The organism is Streptomyces sp. NBC_00582 (assembly GCF_036345155.1).
GTDB lineage: Bacteria > Actinomycetota > Actinomycetes > Streptomycetales > Streptomycetaceae > Streptomyces.
The window spans coordinates 8,262,217-8,278,535 of sequence record NZ_CP107772.1; the positions used below are offsets into that span (position 1 = coordinate 8,262,217).

12 protein-coding genes are annotated in these 16,319 nt (G+C 74.2%); 8 read left to right on the forward strand and 4 right to left on the reverse strand.

The window, feature by feature from the left end:
• Positions 1–51 precede the first annotated feature (51 nt).
• Together OG852_RS37365 and OG852_RS37370 are read left to right on the forward strand one after the other, a co-directional pair.
• On the forward strand, positions 52–1,071 hold the full coding sequence (locus tag OG852_RS37365) for a FecCD family ABC transporter permease (RefSeq protein WP_133913657.1): 1,020 nt from the start codon (positions 52–54) through the stop codon (positions 1,069–1,071).
• On the forward strand, positions 1,068–1,919 hold the full coding sequence (locus OG852_RS37370) for an ABC transporter ATP-binding protein (RefSeq protein WP_330350233.1): 852 nt from the start codon (positions 1,068–1,070) through the stop codon (positions 1,917–1,919). Before OG852_RS37365 ends, OG852_RS37370 begins: the two co-directional genes overlap by 4 nt.
• On the opposite strand, the gene OG852_RS37375 is transcribed toward OG852_RS37370, so the two are convergent.
• Positions 1,903–2,250, reverse strand: a complete 348-nt coding sequence (locus tag OG852_RS37375) for an SCP2 sterol-binding domain-containing protein (protein ID WP_330350234.1) — start codon at positions 2,248–2,250, stop codon at positions 1,903–1,905. The two genes, OG852_RS37370 and OG852_RS37375, sit on opposite strands and share 17 nt — an antisense overlap.
• 42 nt (positions 2,251–2,292) lie before the next feature.
• On the opposite strand from OG852_RS37375, the gene OG852_RS37380 reads away from it, so the two are divergent.
• The 5 genes from OG852_RS37380 (at position 2,293) to OG852_RS37400 (ending at position 7,602) form a co-directional block, all read left to right on the forward strand.
• The gene (locus OG852_RS37380; protein ID WP_133913626.1) at positions 2,293–2,574 is read left to right on the forward strand and encodes a hypothetical protein; all 282 of its coding nucleotides are present in this window, start codon (positions 2,293–2,295) and stop codon (positions 2,572–2,574) included.
• A gap of 7 nt (positions 2,575–2,581) precedes the next feature.
• Positions 2,582–3,397, forward strand: a complete 816-nt coding sequence (locus tag OG852_RS37385; protein WP_330350235.1) for a TlyA family RNA methyltransferase — start codon at positions 2,582–2,584, stop codon at positions 3,395–3,397.
• Positions 3,394–4,299: an NAD kinase gene (locus tag OG852_RS37390; protein WP_133913624.1), complete on the forward strand. Its 906-nt coding sequence runs from the start codon at positions 3,394–3,396 to the stop codon at positions 4,297–4,299. The genes OG852_RS37385 and OG852_RS37390 overlap by 4 nt, the downstream gene beginning before the upstream one ends.
• 212 nt (positions 4,300–4,511) lie before the next feature.
• A complete protein-coding gene (recN, locus tag OG852_RS37395; protein ID WP_133913656.1) occupies positions 4,512–6,230 on the forward strand; it encodes a DNA repair protein RecN in 1,719 nt (572 codons plus the stop codon).
• A 250-nt stretch (positions 6,231–6,480) separates the two neighbouring features.
• On the forward strand, positions 6,481–7,602 hold the full coding sequence (locus tag OG852_RS37400) for a glycosyltransferase family 4 protein (RefSeq protein WP_330350236.1): 1,122 nt from the start codon (positions 6,481–6,483) through the stop codon (positions 7,600–7,602).
• Positions 7,603–7,706: 104 nt separating this feature from the next.
• Here the strand turns inward: OG852_RS37400 and OG852_RS37405 are convergent, their stop codons facing one another.
• The 3 genes from OG852_RS37405 to OG852_RS37415 form a co-directional block, all read right to left on the reverse strand.
• On the reverse strand, positions 7,707–9,350 hold the full coding sequence (locus OG852_RS37405) for a PucR family transcriptional regulator (protein WP_330350237.1): 1,644 nt from the start codon (positions 9,348–9,350) through the stop codon (positions 7,707–7,709).
• Between the two features lie 57 nt (positions 9,351–9,407).
• Positions 9,408–10,790, reverse strand: a complete 1,383-nt coding sequence (locus OG852_RS37410; RefSeq protein WP_330350238.1) for an FAD-binding oxidoreductase — start codon at positions 10,788–10,790, stop codon at positions 9,408–9,410.
• 104 nt (positions 10,791–10,894) lie between these two features.
• Positions 10,895–11,491, reverse strand: a complete 597-nt coding sequence (locus OG852_RS37415; RefSeq protein WP_330350239.1) for a hypothetical protein — start codon at positions 11,489–11,491, stop codon at positions 10,895–10,897.
• Between the two features lie 68 nt (positions 11,492–11,559).
• Between OG852_RS37415 and OG852_RS37420 the strand changes: the two genes are divergently transcribed.
• Complete coding sequence (locus tag OG852_RS37420) at positions 11,560–16,290, forward strand: CHAT domain-containing protein (protein WP_330350240.1); 4,731 nt, start codon at positions 11,560–11,562, stop codon at positions 16,288–16,290.
• The last annotated feature ends 29 nt before the right edge of the window (positions 16,291–16,319 follow it).

Here is a 16,319-nt window from a genome sequence, read left to right on the forward strand (position 1 = left end):
ACCGCGAGGACGACCGCGAGGACGACCGGGAGGGCGGCGGGGGCGCGTGCGCTGCGCACGCCGGGCGGGCTGTCGGTGCGGCTGGACGTGCGTGCCCTGGTGGTCGTCGTGCTGCTGCTGGCCGCCGCGTTCGCCGCGAGCGTGGTGCTGATCGGCACCGGCGACTTCCCGATCTCGTTCGGGGACGTCGTCAAGACCCTGTTCGGCGAGGGGAACCCCGGCCAGGAGCTCGTCGTCAACGAGCTGCGGCTGCCCCGGGTGCTGGTGGGGCTGCTGGTCGGGGCCTCGCTGGGGCTCGGCGGCGCGCTGTTCCAGGCCGTGTCGCGCAATCCGCTCGGCAGCCCCGACGTCCTCGGGCTCGGGCAGGGGGCGACGGCCGGCGCGCTCGTGATGATCGTGCTGTTCTCCGGGACCACCGCCCAGGTCACCGTCGGCGCGCTGGTCGGCGGGCTGGTGACCGGTGCCGCCATCTATCTGCTGGCGTGGAAGCGGGGCGTGCACGGCTACCGGCTGGTGCTCGTGGGCATCGGTGTGTCGGCCGTGGCCACGGCCGTCAACGGCTATCTGATCACCAAGGCCGACTTCGTCGACGCGGCGCGGGCGGTCGTCTGGATGACCGGCACGCTGGACGGGCGGGACTGGAAGCAGGTCTGGCCGCTGCTCGTCCTGGTCTGTGTCCTCGTGCCACTCGTCCTCGGCAACGCGCGCGGGCTGCGGATGATGGAGATGGGCGACGACGTCTCGCACGCGCTCGGGGTGCGGGTGGAGCGCGTACGGCTGGTGCTGATGGTGTCGGCCGTGCTGCTGACGGCGTCCGCCACCGCCGCCGCCGGCCCCGTCGGCTTCGTGGCGCTCACCGCGCCGCAGCTCGCCCGGCGCCTCACCCGCTCGCCCGGCCCCAACCTCGTGGCGTCGCTGTGCATGGGCGCCGCCCTGCTCGTCACCGCCGACTGGGCCTCGCAGCGGCTGTTCGGCGACGGGCAACTGCCCGTGGGCGTGGTCACCGGCGTGCTCGGCGGTGTCTACCTGCTGTGGCTGCTCGTCACCGAGCGCAAGGCGGGCCGGATATGAACCAGAACGACCCGAGGAGCACCGTGAACCGCCTGTCCGCCGAGAACGTCACCCTCGCCTACGACCAGCGGCTCATCGCCGAAGGGCTGTCGGTGGAGATACCCGACCACTCCTTCACCGTGATCGTCGGACCCAACGCGTGCGGCAAGTCCACCCTGCTGCGGGCGCTGTCGCGGATGCTGAAGCCGTCGCGGGGGCGGGTGCTGCTCGACGGGCAGGTCATCCAGTCGATGCCGGCGAAGAAGGTCGCGCGGACGCTGGGGCTGCTGCCGCAGTCGTCGATCGCGCCGGACGGCATCACCGTCGCCGACCTCGTCGGCCGGGGCCGCTACCCGCACCAGGGGATCCTGCGGCAGTGGTCGGCCGAGGACGAGCGGGTCGTCCAGGAGTCCATGACCCGGACCGGGGTGGCCGAGCTCGCCGACCGGTACGTGGACGAGCTGTCCGGCGGTCAGCGGCAGCGCGTGTGGATCGCGATGGCCCTCGCCCAGCAGACCCCGCTGCTGCTGCTCGACGAGCCGACCACCTATCTGGACATCCAGCACCAGATCGACGTCCTCGACCTGTGCGCCGAGCTGCACGAGGACCAGGGCCGCACGCTCGTCGCCGTGCTGCACGACCTCAACCACGCGGCCCGGTACGCCACCCATCTCATCGCCCTGAAGGGCGGCGAGGTCATCGCGCAGGGCGCCCCGCACGACATCGTCACGGCCGAGCTGGTCGAGGAGGTCTTCGGGCTGCGCTGCCAGGTCATCGACGACCCGGAGACGGGTACGCCGTTGGTGGTACCGGCGGCGCGCACGGCACGGGCCGGGGCGAGGCGGGCGGTCGCTACAGAAGTTTCCTGAGCTGGAACAGGTCCCGCAGGGCCGCCTCCAGCTTCACCCGCCCCGAACCCCACGCCTTCGCGAAGTTCAGGTCGCCCTGGACGAGGGCGACCAGGTCGTCCCCCGCCATGGTCAGCCTGATCTGGGCCTTCTCCGGTGGAGGGCCCTGCAGGGTGTCCTGGACCACGATCCGGCCGCCCGTCATGCGGCCGACGAAGGTGACGTCCAGGTCCGTGATCCGGCAGCTCACCGAACGGTCCAGGGACGCGGCCGTACGCACGTCCCCTTCGGCGCTCTGCATGTTCTCCGAGAGCTTCTCGAGTGCCGCACGGCACTCCTCGATCGTGGCCATCGTGATCGACGGTACCCCAGCAGTTCGGGGTAGCGTCTGGGCATGAGCGACACAGTGCCGGAGAACGAGGCCGCACCGGACCCGGTGGGAGAACCCGAGTACGACCCCGCCGCGCCCGCCCCGCTGGCCGTCCCCCGCACTCCCACCGGCGACGCCGAGGTCGACGCCCAGCTCGACCGGCTGGCCGACGCCGACCACCTCGCCACCGACGGCCACCTCGAGGTGTACGAGGATGTACACCGGGGGCTGCGTGACGCGCTGACCGCGCTCGACGCCCGCCCGGGACCCCCGGCGCCCTCACCCTCGTACGGCATTAGGAGCTGAACCGAACGTGGCAGGAGTCGCACGTCGCCGTCTGGACGCGGAGCTGGTGCGCCGCAAGCTCGCGCGGTCGCGGGAGCACGCCGGGCAGCTCATCGCCGCCGGGCGGGTCACCGTCGGCAAGACCGTCGCGACCAAGTCCGCCACTCAGGTGGAGACCGCCGCCGCCATCGTCGTCGCCGTGGACGACGACGACCCCGACTACGTCTCCCGGGGCGGGCACAAGCTCGCCGGGGCGCTGGAGGTCTTCGTGCCGCGGGGGCTCGTCGTGCAGGGGCGGCGGGCGCTGGACGCCGGGGCGTCCACCGGAGGGTTCACGGACGTGCTGCTGAGGGCCGGGGCCGCGCACGTCGTCGCCGTCGACGTGGGATACGGACAACTCGCCTGGTCTCTGCAGAGCGATGAACGCGTCACCGTCAAGGACCGTACGAACGTACGCGAGTTGACGCTTGAAGCGATCGATGGGAAGCCAGTGGATCTTGTCGTGGGGGACTTGTCCTTCATCCCGCTCGGGCTGGTGCTGCCGGCCCTGGCGCGGTGCACCGAGCCGGACGCGGATCTGGTGATGATGGTCAAGCCGCAGTTCGAGGTGGGGAAGGAACGGCTCGGCAGCGGGGGCGTCGTGCGCAGCCCGCAGCTGCGGGCCGAGGCGGTGCGCGGCGTCGCCGACAAGGCGTGGGACCTCGGGCTCGGCGTGAAGGGTGTCACCGCCAGTCCGCTGCCCGGGCCGTCGGGCAATGTCGAGTACTTTCTGTGGCTCCGGGCCGGGGCGCCTGCCCTGGACCCGGCCGACGTTGACCGTGCAGTTGCGGAGGGGCCGCGTTGACCGAGAACCGAACCCGTACTGTCTTCCTCCTCGCCCACACGGGCCGGCCCGCCGCGATCCGCAGCGCGGAACTGGTGGTGAAGGGGCTGCTGCGCGAGGGCATCGGGGTGCGCGTCCTGGAGTACGAGGCCGCCGACCTGCATGTGCCGGACGAGGTGGAACTGGTCGCCGAGGCCACTCCGGACTGCCTGGAGGGCTGTGAGCTGCTCATCGTCCTCGGCGGTGACGGGACGCTGCTGCGGGGCGCCGAGTTCGCGCGGGCGTCCGGGGTGCCGATGCTCGGCGTCAACCTCGGCAGTGTCGGGTTCCTCGCCGAGGCCGAGCGGGACGATCTCGACAAGGTCGTCGACCGGGTGGTCAGCAAGGCGTACGAGGTCGAGGAGCGGATGACCGTCGATGTCGTCGTGCATCGCAACGGGGACATCGTGCACACGGACTGGGCGCTGAACGAGGCGGCGGTGCAGAAGGCGGGCGCCGAGAAGCTGCTGGAAGTGGTGCTGGAGATCGACGGGCGGCCGGTGACGGGGTTCGGGTGCGACGGCATCGTGCTGTCCACGCCGACCGGGTCGACCGCCTACGCGTTCTCCGCGGGCGGGCCTGTGGTGTGGCCCGAGGTCGAGGCGTTGCTCATGGTGCCGATCAGTGCGCACGCGCTGTTCGCGAAGCCGCTCGTGACCTCGCCGAACTCCGTGCTCGCCGTCGAGCTGCTGCCGCACATTCCGCCGGGGGTGCTGTGGTGTGACGGGCGGCGGACGTTCGAGCTGCCGCCCGGGGCCCGGGTGGAGGTACGGCGGGGGGCGGTGCCGGTGCGGCTCGCTCGACTGCATCACGCGTCGTTCACCGATCGGCTGGTGGCGAAGTTCGCGCTGCCCGTTTCCGGGTGGCGGGGGGCTCGGCATTAGCGGTCGGTAGGGGGTGGCGGGGGACGGGCGGCGGCTGCGGCGCCGTCGTGGTCGTTCGCGCAGTTCCCCGCGCCCCTGAAAGCAGCTCCACTCACGTCCCTCACAAACAGCTCCACTCACGTCCCTGACGAACAGGTCCACTCGCGCGGGTGACCAGGGTGCCTCGCACTCCTCGGGTCGGACCTCGTAAGGTCTTCCCCGTGTTGGAGGAGATGCGGATACGGTCGCTCGGAGTCATCGACGACGCGGTCGTCGAGCTGTCGCCCGGGTTCACCGCCGTCACCGGTGAGACGGGTGCGGGCAAGACCATGGTGGTCACCAGCCTCGGGCTGCTGCTGGGCGGGCGCGCCGATGCCGCGCTCGTGCGGATCGGCGCGGAGCGGGCGGTCGTCGAGGGGCGCATCGCCGTGCCCTCGGGCGCCCCGGTGGTCGTACGGGCCGAGGAGGCCGGCGCCGAGCTCGACGACGGTGCGCTGCTCATCAGCCGTACCGTTTCCGCCGAGGGGCGGTCGCGGGCGCACGTCGGCGGGCGCAGTGTCCCTGTGGGCGTGCTGGCCGAGCTGGCCGACGAGCTGGTGGCCGTCCACGGGCAGACCGACCAGCAGGGGCTGCTGAAGCTGTCCCGGCAGCGGCAGGCCCTCGACCGGTACGCCGGGGACGCCGTCGCCGTGCCGCTCGCCAAGTACGGCGAGGCCTACCGGCGGCTGCGGGCCGTGGCCGTCGAGCTGGACGAGATCGTCACACGCGCGCGTGAGCGGGCCCAGGAGGCCGACATGCTGCGCTACGGCCTCGACGAGGTCGCCGGCGTCGAACCGCGCGCCGGGGAGGACGGGGAGCTCGCGGAGGAGGCCGAGCGGCTCGGGCACGCCGAGGCGCTGTCCTCGGCCGCCACGGCCGCGCACGCGGCTCTCGCGGGCAATCCGGAGGATCCCGAGGGCATCGACGCCGCCACCCTGGTCGCGGGCGCCCAGCGGGCCCTGGAGGCCGTGCGGTCCTACGACCCGAGGCTCGCCGCGCTCGCCGACCGGATCGGGGAGATCGGGATCCTGCTGGGGGATGTGGCGGGGGAGCTCGCCGGGTACGCCGACGATCTCGACGCCGACCCGCTGCGCCTCGCGGCCGTCGAGGAGCGGCGGGCCGCGCTCACCGCGCTGACCCGCAAGTACGGGCCGGACGTGAACGCGGTGCTGGCGTGGGCCGAGCAGAGCGCGGCGCGGCTGACCGAGCTGGAGGGCGACGACGAGCGGATCGACGAGCTGACCGCCGAGCGCGACGCGCTGCGGACCGAACTGGGCGGTCTCGCCCAGGCGCTCACGGATGCGCGGACCGAGGCCGCCGACAGGTTCGCGGCGGCGGTGACCGCGGAGCTGGCGTCCTTGGCGATGCCGCACGCGCGCGTGTCGTTCGCGATCCGGCAGACCGAGGATCCGGAAGGGGTCGAGGTCGGCGGGCGGGCCGTCGCCTACGGGCCGTCCGGTGCCGACGAGGTCGAGCTGCTGCTCGCCCCGCACCCGGGCGCCCCGCCGCGGCCCATCGCCAAGGGGGCCTCCGGCGGTGAGCTGTCGCGCGTGATGCTCGCCGTGGAGGTCGTGTTCGCGGGGACCGACCCCGTCCCGACGTACCTCTTCGACGAGGTCGACGCGGGTGTCGGCGGCAAGGCGGCCGTGGAGATCGGACGGCGGCTCGCGAAGCTCGCCAAGTCCGCCCAGGTGGTCGTGGTGACCCACCTTCCGCAGGTCGCCGCCTTCGCCGACCGGCAGCTGCTGGTGGAGAAGACCAACGACGGGTCGGTCACCCGGTCCGGGGTGAAGGTCCTGGAGGGCGAGGAGCGGATCCGGGAGCTGTCCCGGATGCTGGCCGGCCAGGAGGACTCCGAGACGGCCCGGGCGCACGCGGAGGAGCTGCTCGCGACGGCACGCGCGGACGCGTGATCGCGGGGACGTGAGCGACACGACCCAGGGAGCCGGGCGGTAATCGAACGGATCCCTGGGTTTCTTCGCTCGTGTGGGTGACATGTACGGCCGTGTCGCCGGGGGTGCCGCGGCCGGGCGGCACGGAACACCCGTGCGTGCTGGCATCCTTGGGCTTGGTACGAGGAGGAAGCCGAGCGGTCCACCCCTCCGCCGGTCCCCAGTACGTTCCTTCGTGACCGTCCGACGCCGAACCAGGAGCCCCGGCCACGTGAGCAGCCACTCACCGCACGGCCAGTCGCCGCTGCGCACCGTGCAGGTGCTGGGCGGCGGCAACGCCGGCAGCAGCACGCACGTGCGCTCCCTGGCCGCGGGGCTCGTCGCGCGGGGCGTGCGGGTGACGGTGTGCGCCCCCTTTGAGGCGGAGCACCTCTACGACTTCACCGGCGCCGGCGCCGCACACGTGCACGTGCCGCGCAGCAGCGACCCCGGGTCGGTGGCGGCGCTGCGGGCGGCCTGCGCGGACGCCGACGTGGTCCACGCGCACGGGCTGCACGCCTCCTTCCGCGCCGTCCTCGCGCTCGGCGGGCGCCGCACTCCGCTGGTCGTCACCTGGCACAGCCGGGCGCGTGCCGACGGCGCCCGCGCCCATCTGCTGCGGCTGCTGGAGCGACGGGTGGCGAAGGCGGCCACCGTGGTCCTCGGCACCACCTCCGAGCTCGTCGACCTGGCGCGCCGGACCGGCGCCAGGGACGCCCGGCTCGCCGGTGTGGCGCTGCCGCGGCCCCGCGAGGCCGGGGAGCGCGCGGACGCCGAACAGCCGCATCCCAAGGTGCGGGCCGAACTCGGCGCGATCGACCGGCCGTTGCTGATGGCTGTCGGATCACTGGACCGGCACCGCGGCTACGACCTGCTGCTGGACGCCACGCACGCGTGGTGCCGGCGGGACCCCGCACCGCTGGTCGTCGTCGCCGGGGAGGGCCCGCTGCGGCCCGCGTTGCAGCGCCGGATCGAGGACGAGGAGCTGCCGGTGCGGCTGCTGGGGCGGCGGGACGACGTCGGCGCGCTGCTCGCCGCCGCCGACCTCGCGCTGCTGCCGGGGGGCGAGGAGGCCAGGTCGCTCCTCGCCCAGGAGGCCCTTCACGCGCGTGTGCCGCTCGTCGCCGCCCAGGCCGGCGGGATCCGCGAACTGGTCGGCGACGCGGCCGTACTCGTCCCGCCCGACGACGCGCAGGCCTTCGCCGAGGCCGTCGCGGGCCTGCTCGACGATCCGCAACGGCGTGAGCGGCTGCGGGACCTGGGCACCCGTCAGGCGGCCACCTGGCCCACCGAGGACGAGACCGTCGCGCAGGTGCTGAGTGTCTACGACGAGCTGACGCGGCCGATGATCTGACGCCAGGTCGTGTCCGCACAGTCCCGTCGTCCGCCCGAAGGGCGTGCCGGGCGTCGTGGGGCTGGGGGTACCCCCCTCTGGGGGAGGGACGTTGCGGACACGGCCTAGGGCAGATGCCGGCGGGCGCGCAGGGCCAGGCTGAGGGCCAGGACCGTCTGCGGGTCGTCCAGGTCGGTGCCGAGCAGCTCACCGATGCGGGCGAGGCGGTTGTAGAGCGTCTGGCGGTTGAGGTGCAGTTCGCGGGCCGTCTCCGCCTTGCGGCCCGCGTGGGCGAGATACGTCTCCAGGGTGGGCAGCAGGGGCGGCTTGGAGCGCAGGTCGTGGTCGCGGACCGGACCGATCGCGCGGTCCACGAAGGCCGCCAGGTCCGGGTGGTCGCGCAGCCGCCACAGCAGCAGGTCGATGTCGAGGCGGCGGGCGTCGTACCAGGGGCGGTCCGTCAGGCCCTGCGCGGCGGTCGCCGTCTCGGCCGCGTGCCTGAGGCCCGCCGAGGCCGCCGCCCAGCCGCCCGCGACCCCGACGACCACGACCGGCGGCGGGGCGCCCGGCCGCTGCATCCCGGCCCGTTCCACCCCGGCCCGCAGCGCCGCCGCGACCCGGTCCGCGACCGCCGACCGCTCCGGCTCCGACCGCAGGCCCACCAGCAGCGGCACCCGGCCCTCCACCGGCCGCACACCGAGCAGCACCGGCACCCCCACCGCGGCCAGCTCCTCCGCGACCGCGCGGGCCAGCACCGCCCAGCCGCCGCCCGGCGCGAGGGGGTCGCCCAGCCGCATCACGACCGGCAGCAGCGGGCCGGAACCGGGCTTGAAGCCCAGCACCCGCGCCTGCGCCGGAGCGTCCTCCGCCGTGATCCGGCCCTCGGCGAGATCCGTCAGGAAGTCGCCCCGGCCACGCGCCGCGAGCTCCTCCTCCTGGCGGGCCTGCATCAGCACCACGGCCAGGATGCCCGCCGCCCGCTCGGCTGCCATCCGGTGCACCGGAGCGAGCGGGGCGCGCACGGGCAGCAGCGCGAGCCGGGCGCGGACCGAACCCGCCCCCGGCCCGCCCCCGGGCACATCCACCAGCGCCGACCCCGCGGGCGGCGGCGCGTCCTTGCGCGGGCCGCGCAGCCCCTCCCACACCTGGAGCGGATCCGCGCCCTGCGGCCCCTCCCCGGCGGCGTACAGGAGCTGACCGTCCGTCGTCTCCAGGAACACCGGATTGCCGGCGAAGTCGGCGAGGATGCCCAGCACCTGCGGGATCCCGCCGCCGCCCAGCAGCGCCTCCGTGCAGCGGCGGTGCACCTCCTCCGCACGCTGGAGCAGGGCGTAGTGGCCGTTGACGATCTCGGTGTGGATCTCCTCGGTGACCGTCACGAACGGCACCTCGCGGTGGAGCTGGACCAGCGGCAGCCCGTTCGCCCGCGCCGTCTCCACGAGGGTCGCGGGCAGCCGGGTGAAGCGCGGGCCCAGCTCGATCACCAGGGCCGCGATGCCCCGCTCGGCCAGGGTCCGGACGAACGCCCGCTGCTCGGCCGGCCGGGTGCCGAGGCCGTAGCCCGTGGTCAGCAGCAGTTCGCCGCCCTTGAGCAGGGACGCGATGTGCGGGACCTCGCCGGCGTGCACCCAGCGCACGGTGCGCCCCAGCCGGTCGCCGCCCGCGAGGATCTCGGGGAGCCCGCTGCGCAGGCCGGGCAGTTCCAGCGCCCGCCGCACGGTGATGCCGGCGTCCTGGCTGTCGGGTCGGGGGTCCGTACGGCTGTCCATGCAGCGGACGCTACCTGCGCGGACGCCCCGGCAGACAGCCGACGGCCGAGCGGCCGGTCAGGCGGGCTTGATGTTGTGGTTGAAGCGGAAGACGTTGTCGGGGTCGTAGTGCCGTTTGATGTCAGCGAGGCGCCGCGCGTTCTCCGCGCCGAGGCCGGCGACGACCCGGTCGGTGCCCTCGTCGCCGATGAAGTTGAGGTAGACGTCCCCGGTGCTCCAGGGGCGGACACCGGCGCGTACGTCGCGCACCCACCGCACGCAGCGCTCGTCGTCCGCCGCGTCCTGCCAGATCCCGAACGGGTGCACGGCCCAGGGCGCGTCCCGGTACGGCACCGGGTACTCGTGCGGCCCGGCCGCGATCGCGCCGCCCTGCGGCCACAGCAGATGCTGGGTGCCCGTCGGCACGGGCATGGCCTCCGCGAGGCCGCAGTAGGCGTCCACGAAGTCGTCCGGCACCCCGGTCAGATACTCCGCCGACCAGTAGTTCCGCATCCCCGGAGGATCGTCGATCATGCACTGGACGTCCGCGTACGGCATCGGTCCGACGATCTCCGTCTCGTGCGGCAGCGCCAGCAGCGGCTGGGCCAGCTTGCGCATGCCCTCCTCGGCGCCGGCGTACGTCAGCAGCAGCCCGCACACCCGCGTGCCGACCAGGTGCGGCGGTACGAACTCCTCGGGCGGGCCGGTGAAGAAGAGGACCGCGCCGCTCGCCTCGTCGGGGGCCGTCTCGATCACGTCGCGGTAGGTGCGGACGACCTCGGGGCCGTACTCCGGGAGGTACAGCAGCAGCGCGATGCAGAACTCGGGCAGCTCGTACAGCTTCAGGGTGAGCGCGGTGGCGACGCCGAAGTTGCCGCCGCCGCCGTGCAGGGCCCAGAACAGGTCCGGGTGCTCGTCGGCGTCGGCGTGGACCTGCTCGCCGTCGGCGGTGACCAGCTCGACGCCGAGCAGGTTGTCCACCGCGAGGCCGCAGCAGCGGTCCAGCCAGCCGCTGCCGCCGCCGAGGACATAGCCGCCGACGCCGGTGGTGGAGGCCCGGCCGCCGGTCGTGGCGAGGCCGAGGGGCTGGCAGGCGCGGTCCAGGTCGCTCATGGTGGCGCCGCCCGCGACACGTACGGCCCGGGCGGCGGGATCGACGGTGACGGCCCGCAGGTGCCGCAGATCCACCACCACGGCGCCGTCGCCCAGCGCCTGCCCCGCGACGCTGTGCCCGCCCCCGCGCACCGCGATCTTCAGGTCCAGGTCACGCGCGAAGCGGACCGTCCGGGCGACGTCCGCCTCGTCCACGCACTGCGCGATCACCGCCGGACGCCGGTCGATCATCGCGTTGAAGACCGTACGGGCCTCGTCGTAGCCCGGGTCGTCCGGGGCGAACACGTCGCCCGACAGTTCCTCGCGCAGCGCGGCGAGGGCCGCGCCCGCCTTCGACGGGGAGGCCATGGGGGCGCCCCCCTTTCGTGCAGGGGCAGTATGACCTTCCCAGACTAGGCGCGCGCGGCGGCGCGGTCCTGTTGGGCCAGGGGAGGGGGACCGGCCGGTGCGGGTCAGAGGTCGGGCACCACTTCCTCGACCTGGAACTCGACGTCGGCGGCCTGACCGTCGAGGGAGATGGTGACCCGCAGGGTGAAGTCCGGTCGGCCGAGGCGCAGGACGTACGCGGTGGGCCGGCCGTCCGGGCCGGGTGCCGCGGGCTCGGAGGGCGGCAGCTGATCGGCCGTGGGCAGGGGGACGTCGGAACCGTCCTGTTCGGCCGTCCGCCGGACGGCATCGACGGCCAGCCGGGCGAGCCGGTCGGCCTCGGCCCGGTCGATGGCGGCCCTGCGTGCCTCCCTGCGTCGCCGCAGATAGCCCGCGGCGGACTGGCAGCCCGCCCAGACCGCGCTGGCGGCCGCTCCGCTGCCGATGGCCTCGGCGAGCGCGACCACCTCGGACCAGTCGCCCGCTCCCATGGTGGGGCGGTGCTGCCGGCGGTGGGCGAGGCGGCTCAGCTCGTCCAGAACGGCACGGTCGGGCAGCTCCCCGGCGCCGTCGACGCCCTCCGAGTCGAAGAGCACCAGCCAGTGCTCGGCGTCGATGAGGGGGGTCGTCCATGTCCCAGGGTGCCCGCTTGACGCGCTGTCGGGCGTTCTGGCCTGATGCATCATCAATTCCCCCTGTCCGAGGTCGCCTTGCAGCGTATAGTCGGCGCTTCTCGGGGAGGGGCGATTCCGTGAGATCGAGACCGATTCAGGCCCTGAGAGACACACCGGTCTGGCGAGCCTCCGGCGGCAGTCTCTTCGCGTACGAAGCCACGTACGTCGTGGTCAACGCCGCACGCGCGGTGGCGTTCGACGCGCTGGCGCTCCTCCCGCCCGCCGTGCTGGGCCTGTGGTGGGTGGGCGTGGCGCCGACTCCCGCAGCGGACTACGACGTGACCCCTGACCCGCTGCTGCAGTTCATGCTGCGCCACCGGATGTGGGCGGTCCTCCCTGTGCTGCTGGCTCTCACCGCGTGTGCTGTCGTTCTGCGCCTGGGCCGCCGGTCGACCCGGCGGCTGCCGTCGGGGACCGCGGTCAGCGTGGTCACCCGGCTGCCCCTGTACGCGGCGGTGTTCACCGCGGGCCTGTTCTGCCTCAACGAGTTCTTCGTGCCGGGCAGTCTCGCGGTCCGCTTCGGCCCGATGACGGTCGCGGTCCTTTACGGCTGGCTCGTACGCCATGTCATCGCCCGGGCCCGGCTGCTGGCCGCCACCCGGGCCGGCTTCCGGCCCCCGTTCCGTGCGACCTGGTCGCGTCGGGCGCGCGGACACCTGCGCCGGTGCGTCGACCTGCGGCGTGGCGGCCGTACCGGACCGCCCCGCGAGGCGCTGGACGCGCACGCGTACTTCGTCTCCCGAGGGGCCACCGCGGCGGCGGCCTGGTGCGCGGCTCGCGCGGTGGACGACGCGGTGGGAGCCGGGCGGGCCGCGGACGTCGAGTTCCTCTTCCCCGCACGCCGGACCGCGTCGGACGGCGAGGGCGAACCATGGCGGCAGGAGCCGGCCTTCCAGGCGGCCCACGGTCTGTTCTGCCAGGCCACCGGCCGGTACGACGAGGTGGCGCGGCACTTGGACGACGCGCAGGAGACTCTGAGGACCCGGGAGCGGCCCGTGCCGTCAGCGCTGCGGATGCTGATCGCCCTGGAGCGGGCCGACATCCCGAGGTGGCCGGACCGTACGCTCCTGCGGCTGGTGCTGGGACAGCGCTACGCCCTGGTCCTGCGCCACCTGTCGGCGCGAGCGGCCGGCCTCGCGGACACCGCGGACGAGGAGGACGGGCTGCGGCTGGCGCGCCGGATCGCGAACCTGGTCACCGAGCTGGGCGAGCCTCTTTTCAGCACGGAGCTGACCCCGGTGGAGGCACTGGACCTGGTCGCCGTACGGGCGGAGTCCTCCGCGTTCATCGGCGAGCGGCTGCTCGCCCAGCGCCGTTACCGGGAGGCGGTCGAACCGCTCACCACGGCCGGCGAACTGTTCCAGGAACTGGCTCAGCCGGAGCGGGCGGGCCTGTGGACCGCCTGGGTCATCACCGCGTGTCTGCTGCGGCGGGACGCCCGGTCTGCCGTGGCGGAGGACCGCCTGCTCGAAGGCCTGCTGCACAGCCTGGAACGGGTCGAGGCGCCCCGCGGACGGCTGCGCGACCGCCACAACCGGCTCGGGCTGGCCAAGGCACGAGGCGATCTGGCCGACGCCGTCTTCACCGCCCTGGGCACCGGTGTGGTCCACCACTCCCGGCGTGCCGCCGAACTCGCCCTGTGGTTCATGGAGTCGCTGAACCGCAACGCGCTGGCCGACGCGATCCGCCGGGGCCTGCGCCACACCCCTGAGGACGAGCTGCGGACCCTGCTCGCCCAGTTGGACGCCGACGAACGGGTCACGGTCTCCGCCGAACGGGCGGCGCAGGGACAGACACCGCACCCTTCCGCCACGGACGGCGAACAGGCCGCACGGCGTGCGAAGATCATGGAGATCGAATCCCGTGAGATGGCACAGGCGCTGTTTCCCGGTCTGCCCGACATCCGCCGACTCCAGTCCGCTCTGGCCGGCCGGGTGGCGCTGACCTATCGGTGCCGTGAGGACACGGCCGGGTGGCACATCGCCTGTGTGATGGCGGGCCCTGCGGGGGTGCGACTGCACTGCGCGACGCTGCCCGTGCCGCCGCAGGGTGCGCCCGGCGGCAGTACACCGCACGGCCTGCTGACGATGCTCGCCGACACCGGCGAGGGCCGCGACGACGGCGGTATACCGCAGGCCGCTCAGGTGCACACCGAGATCGACTTCTCGCGGCCCGTCTGGCACGAACTGGCCGACGTGCTGCTGCCCGCCGAGCTCGGTACCTGGCTGGAGCAGTCGTCCGCCCCTGACGCCCCGGCGGTCCTCGTCGTGGTACCGGACGGACCGCTCGCTCTGGTGCCGTTCGCCGGTCTGCGGCTCGCCGGGGACCGGACGCTGGCCGAGTGCGCGACCACGGTCTTCGTACCGGGCCTCGGCCTGCTGGTGCCGCCGGGCGACCGGCCGGCCGGGCAGGAGCCGGCGCCACGCCGCGCCGGGCCGCCGGCCCGGGGGCGGGTGATCGCCCATGCCGCCACGCCGATGTTCAGCGAGCGCCTCACCGCGTTCGTCGAGGGCGAGCCCCTGCCGCCGCCGGTGAGCGAGCCGGCGAACCGCGCGGACCTGCGCGAGGCGCTCCGCACGGCCACACCGGACGACGTGGCCGTGCTCTTCCACCACGGCGACACCGCTCCCGACTCCGCCAGCCGAGGCGTCCGCCTCGCCGACGGCGGATACCTGTCGGCCACCACCGCCCGCCGATGGAACTGGCCGGGCACCGTCGTCCTGGGGTCCTGCTGGGCCGCCCATCTGCTGCCTGCCGAGGCGCAGGAGCCCTTCGGTCTGCCGACCGCCTGTCTTCTGGCGGGCGCCCGCAGCGTGATCGGCGGTCAGGCCCCGATCATCGCCAGCCGGACCGTGGCCTCCGTCATCGCCCGGGTCGTGGTGAGCAGCGCCCAGGGCGAGCGGCCGGCCCAGGTCCTGGGCAGGGCGCTGCGGACCCTGAGCCGTACCCCGCGCGTCGGTACCGGACCTGCCGCCGGCTGGGCGAATTTGACCTGCTGGACCACAGACCCGCCGCCCGCGGCCCGACGAGTCGTGGACACCTGGAGGTCGTGGACGTCCCACAGCGAGGACGAGCGGCCGGACGTCCACGGCTCCCTCCGGTTCGACGTGCTGCGCAAGGTCAGCCGCCCCGGCGCCACGACGTCCCGCCATCCGGCCCCCGAGCCGAGCGAGTCGTTCGCGCTGAGCCCGACCGGTACGGACCGGCCGGTCGCTTCGGCCGAACTCGCGGACTGGGCCGGACGGCTGGCGGCGGCCCAATCGGCCGGGCGGCTCGCTGCGGCCCCGGGTTTCCCTCACGAGGCCGGCACCGCCGGGCTGCTGGCCCACATGGCAGCCCGCCGGGACCCGGCGCTGGACGCCTGGGCCGTGGCCGGCATCGTCGTCCACCCGGCGCGGCAGGGCGACGAGGCACGCGAGGGCGGTGTGCGGGTGGAGGTCGGGAACGTCGCGCCGACCGTCAGCGCCGCCGTCGCCGACAGCCTGCGGCGGGCCACCGACCTCGCTCACCACCTCCGGCATCGGGAGGTGACCTCGGCCCATGTGCTCTACTGCGCCCTGCACCGGCCCGGGACCGACGCCGCCGCCTGCCTCGCCTGGGACCTCACCCGGCCCGGCCCCCGTGCCGTGCTGGCCGAGAAGGTCCTGAACTGTCCCGACCTGCCGCTGGACCGGCTGCCCGAGGCGCCCTCCCCCGAGAGGCCCGCCGACTCCCTGGACCATCCCGCGTGGACCCCCGTCCTGATGGCGAGCGCCCTCTCCGCCTGGCTGGCGCCCAAGGCCCTGAAGACGGTGGTCGGCATCGTCGTCGTGCTCCTCCTCGCCGCGACCGTCGCGCAGCACCGCTCGGGGAAGGCCATGGCGGCCGACGCCTGGCTGGACGCGGCGGCGCCGCGGCTCACCGCCGCGGTCCAGGGTCCCGGCGTCGGGCGGAAGCGCCCGGCGTCCCTGATCGGCCCGCTTGCCGACCGCTACGTCATGCCCCGGATCAGCGGTTGGAAGGCAGTGGCGCTGGAGACGTTCTTCGGCGACGCGAAGGACCCGGACGTGCTGCGGGGGCACTACCTCTTCGTCACCGCCGGGGCCGACGGGCTGTCCGCCGAACACCCCGTCCGGGTCCGGTACCGGGGAGCGGAGCTGGGCGGGACCGAACACTGCGCGGGCCGGTGGAGCACTGTCTTCTGTCTGGTCGACGTCCGGCTTCCCGACGCGCTCCGGCCGCACCTGACCCACTGGGCCTTCGCCACCGCGCAGGCCGGAACCCCGACGGCCTTCCTCGGTTCCGGCCGGACCGGGGCCACCTCCCGGCTGGGTCGGTTGTACGAGGATGACGACTTCGTCCAGTCCACCGCCGCGTCCGACGGCACGGCACCGCTGATGACCACGCCGGTGCTGACGCAGCGGCGCGCCCAGGAACCCGCACTGCTCGGCTACGTCGTTTTCGTCATGCCCGACGGCCACGGGACGATCGTGCCGTCCGAGGTGGTCGCAGAGTACGCGGAAGGCTTGGCACAGAGGTTCGTCGGCCCTGTCGACGGCGACCAGGCCTACGCCGGTGTCCGGACCACCGGCGCCGCAGACGGCCTGCGCGTGACGTCGGTCGCGCCGGGCTTCGCCGCCGACGTGGCCGGGGTGCGCGAGGGCGACCGCATCACGACGGTGGACGGCCGCCCCGTCCTGACCCCCGACGACCTCGGCGCGGCCGTCGCTCGGCACCGTCCGCACTCCACGTCGACGCTCGGCATCGTGCGGGGCGCGAAAGCCCTCACCGTCACGATCCGCTGGGGCTACCGCCCCCTCGGGAGCTGACGGCACCTCGGGGGAGGGATCCATCCCTG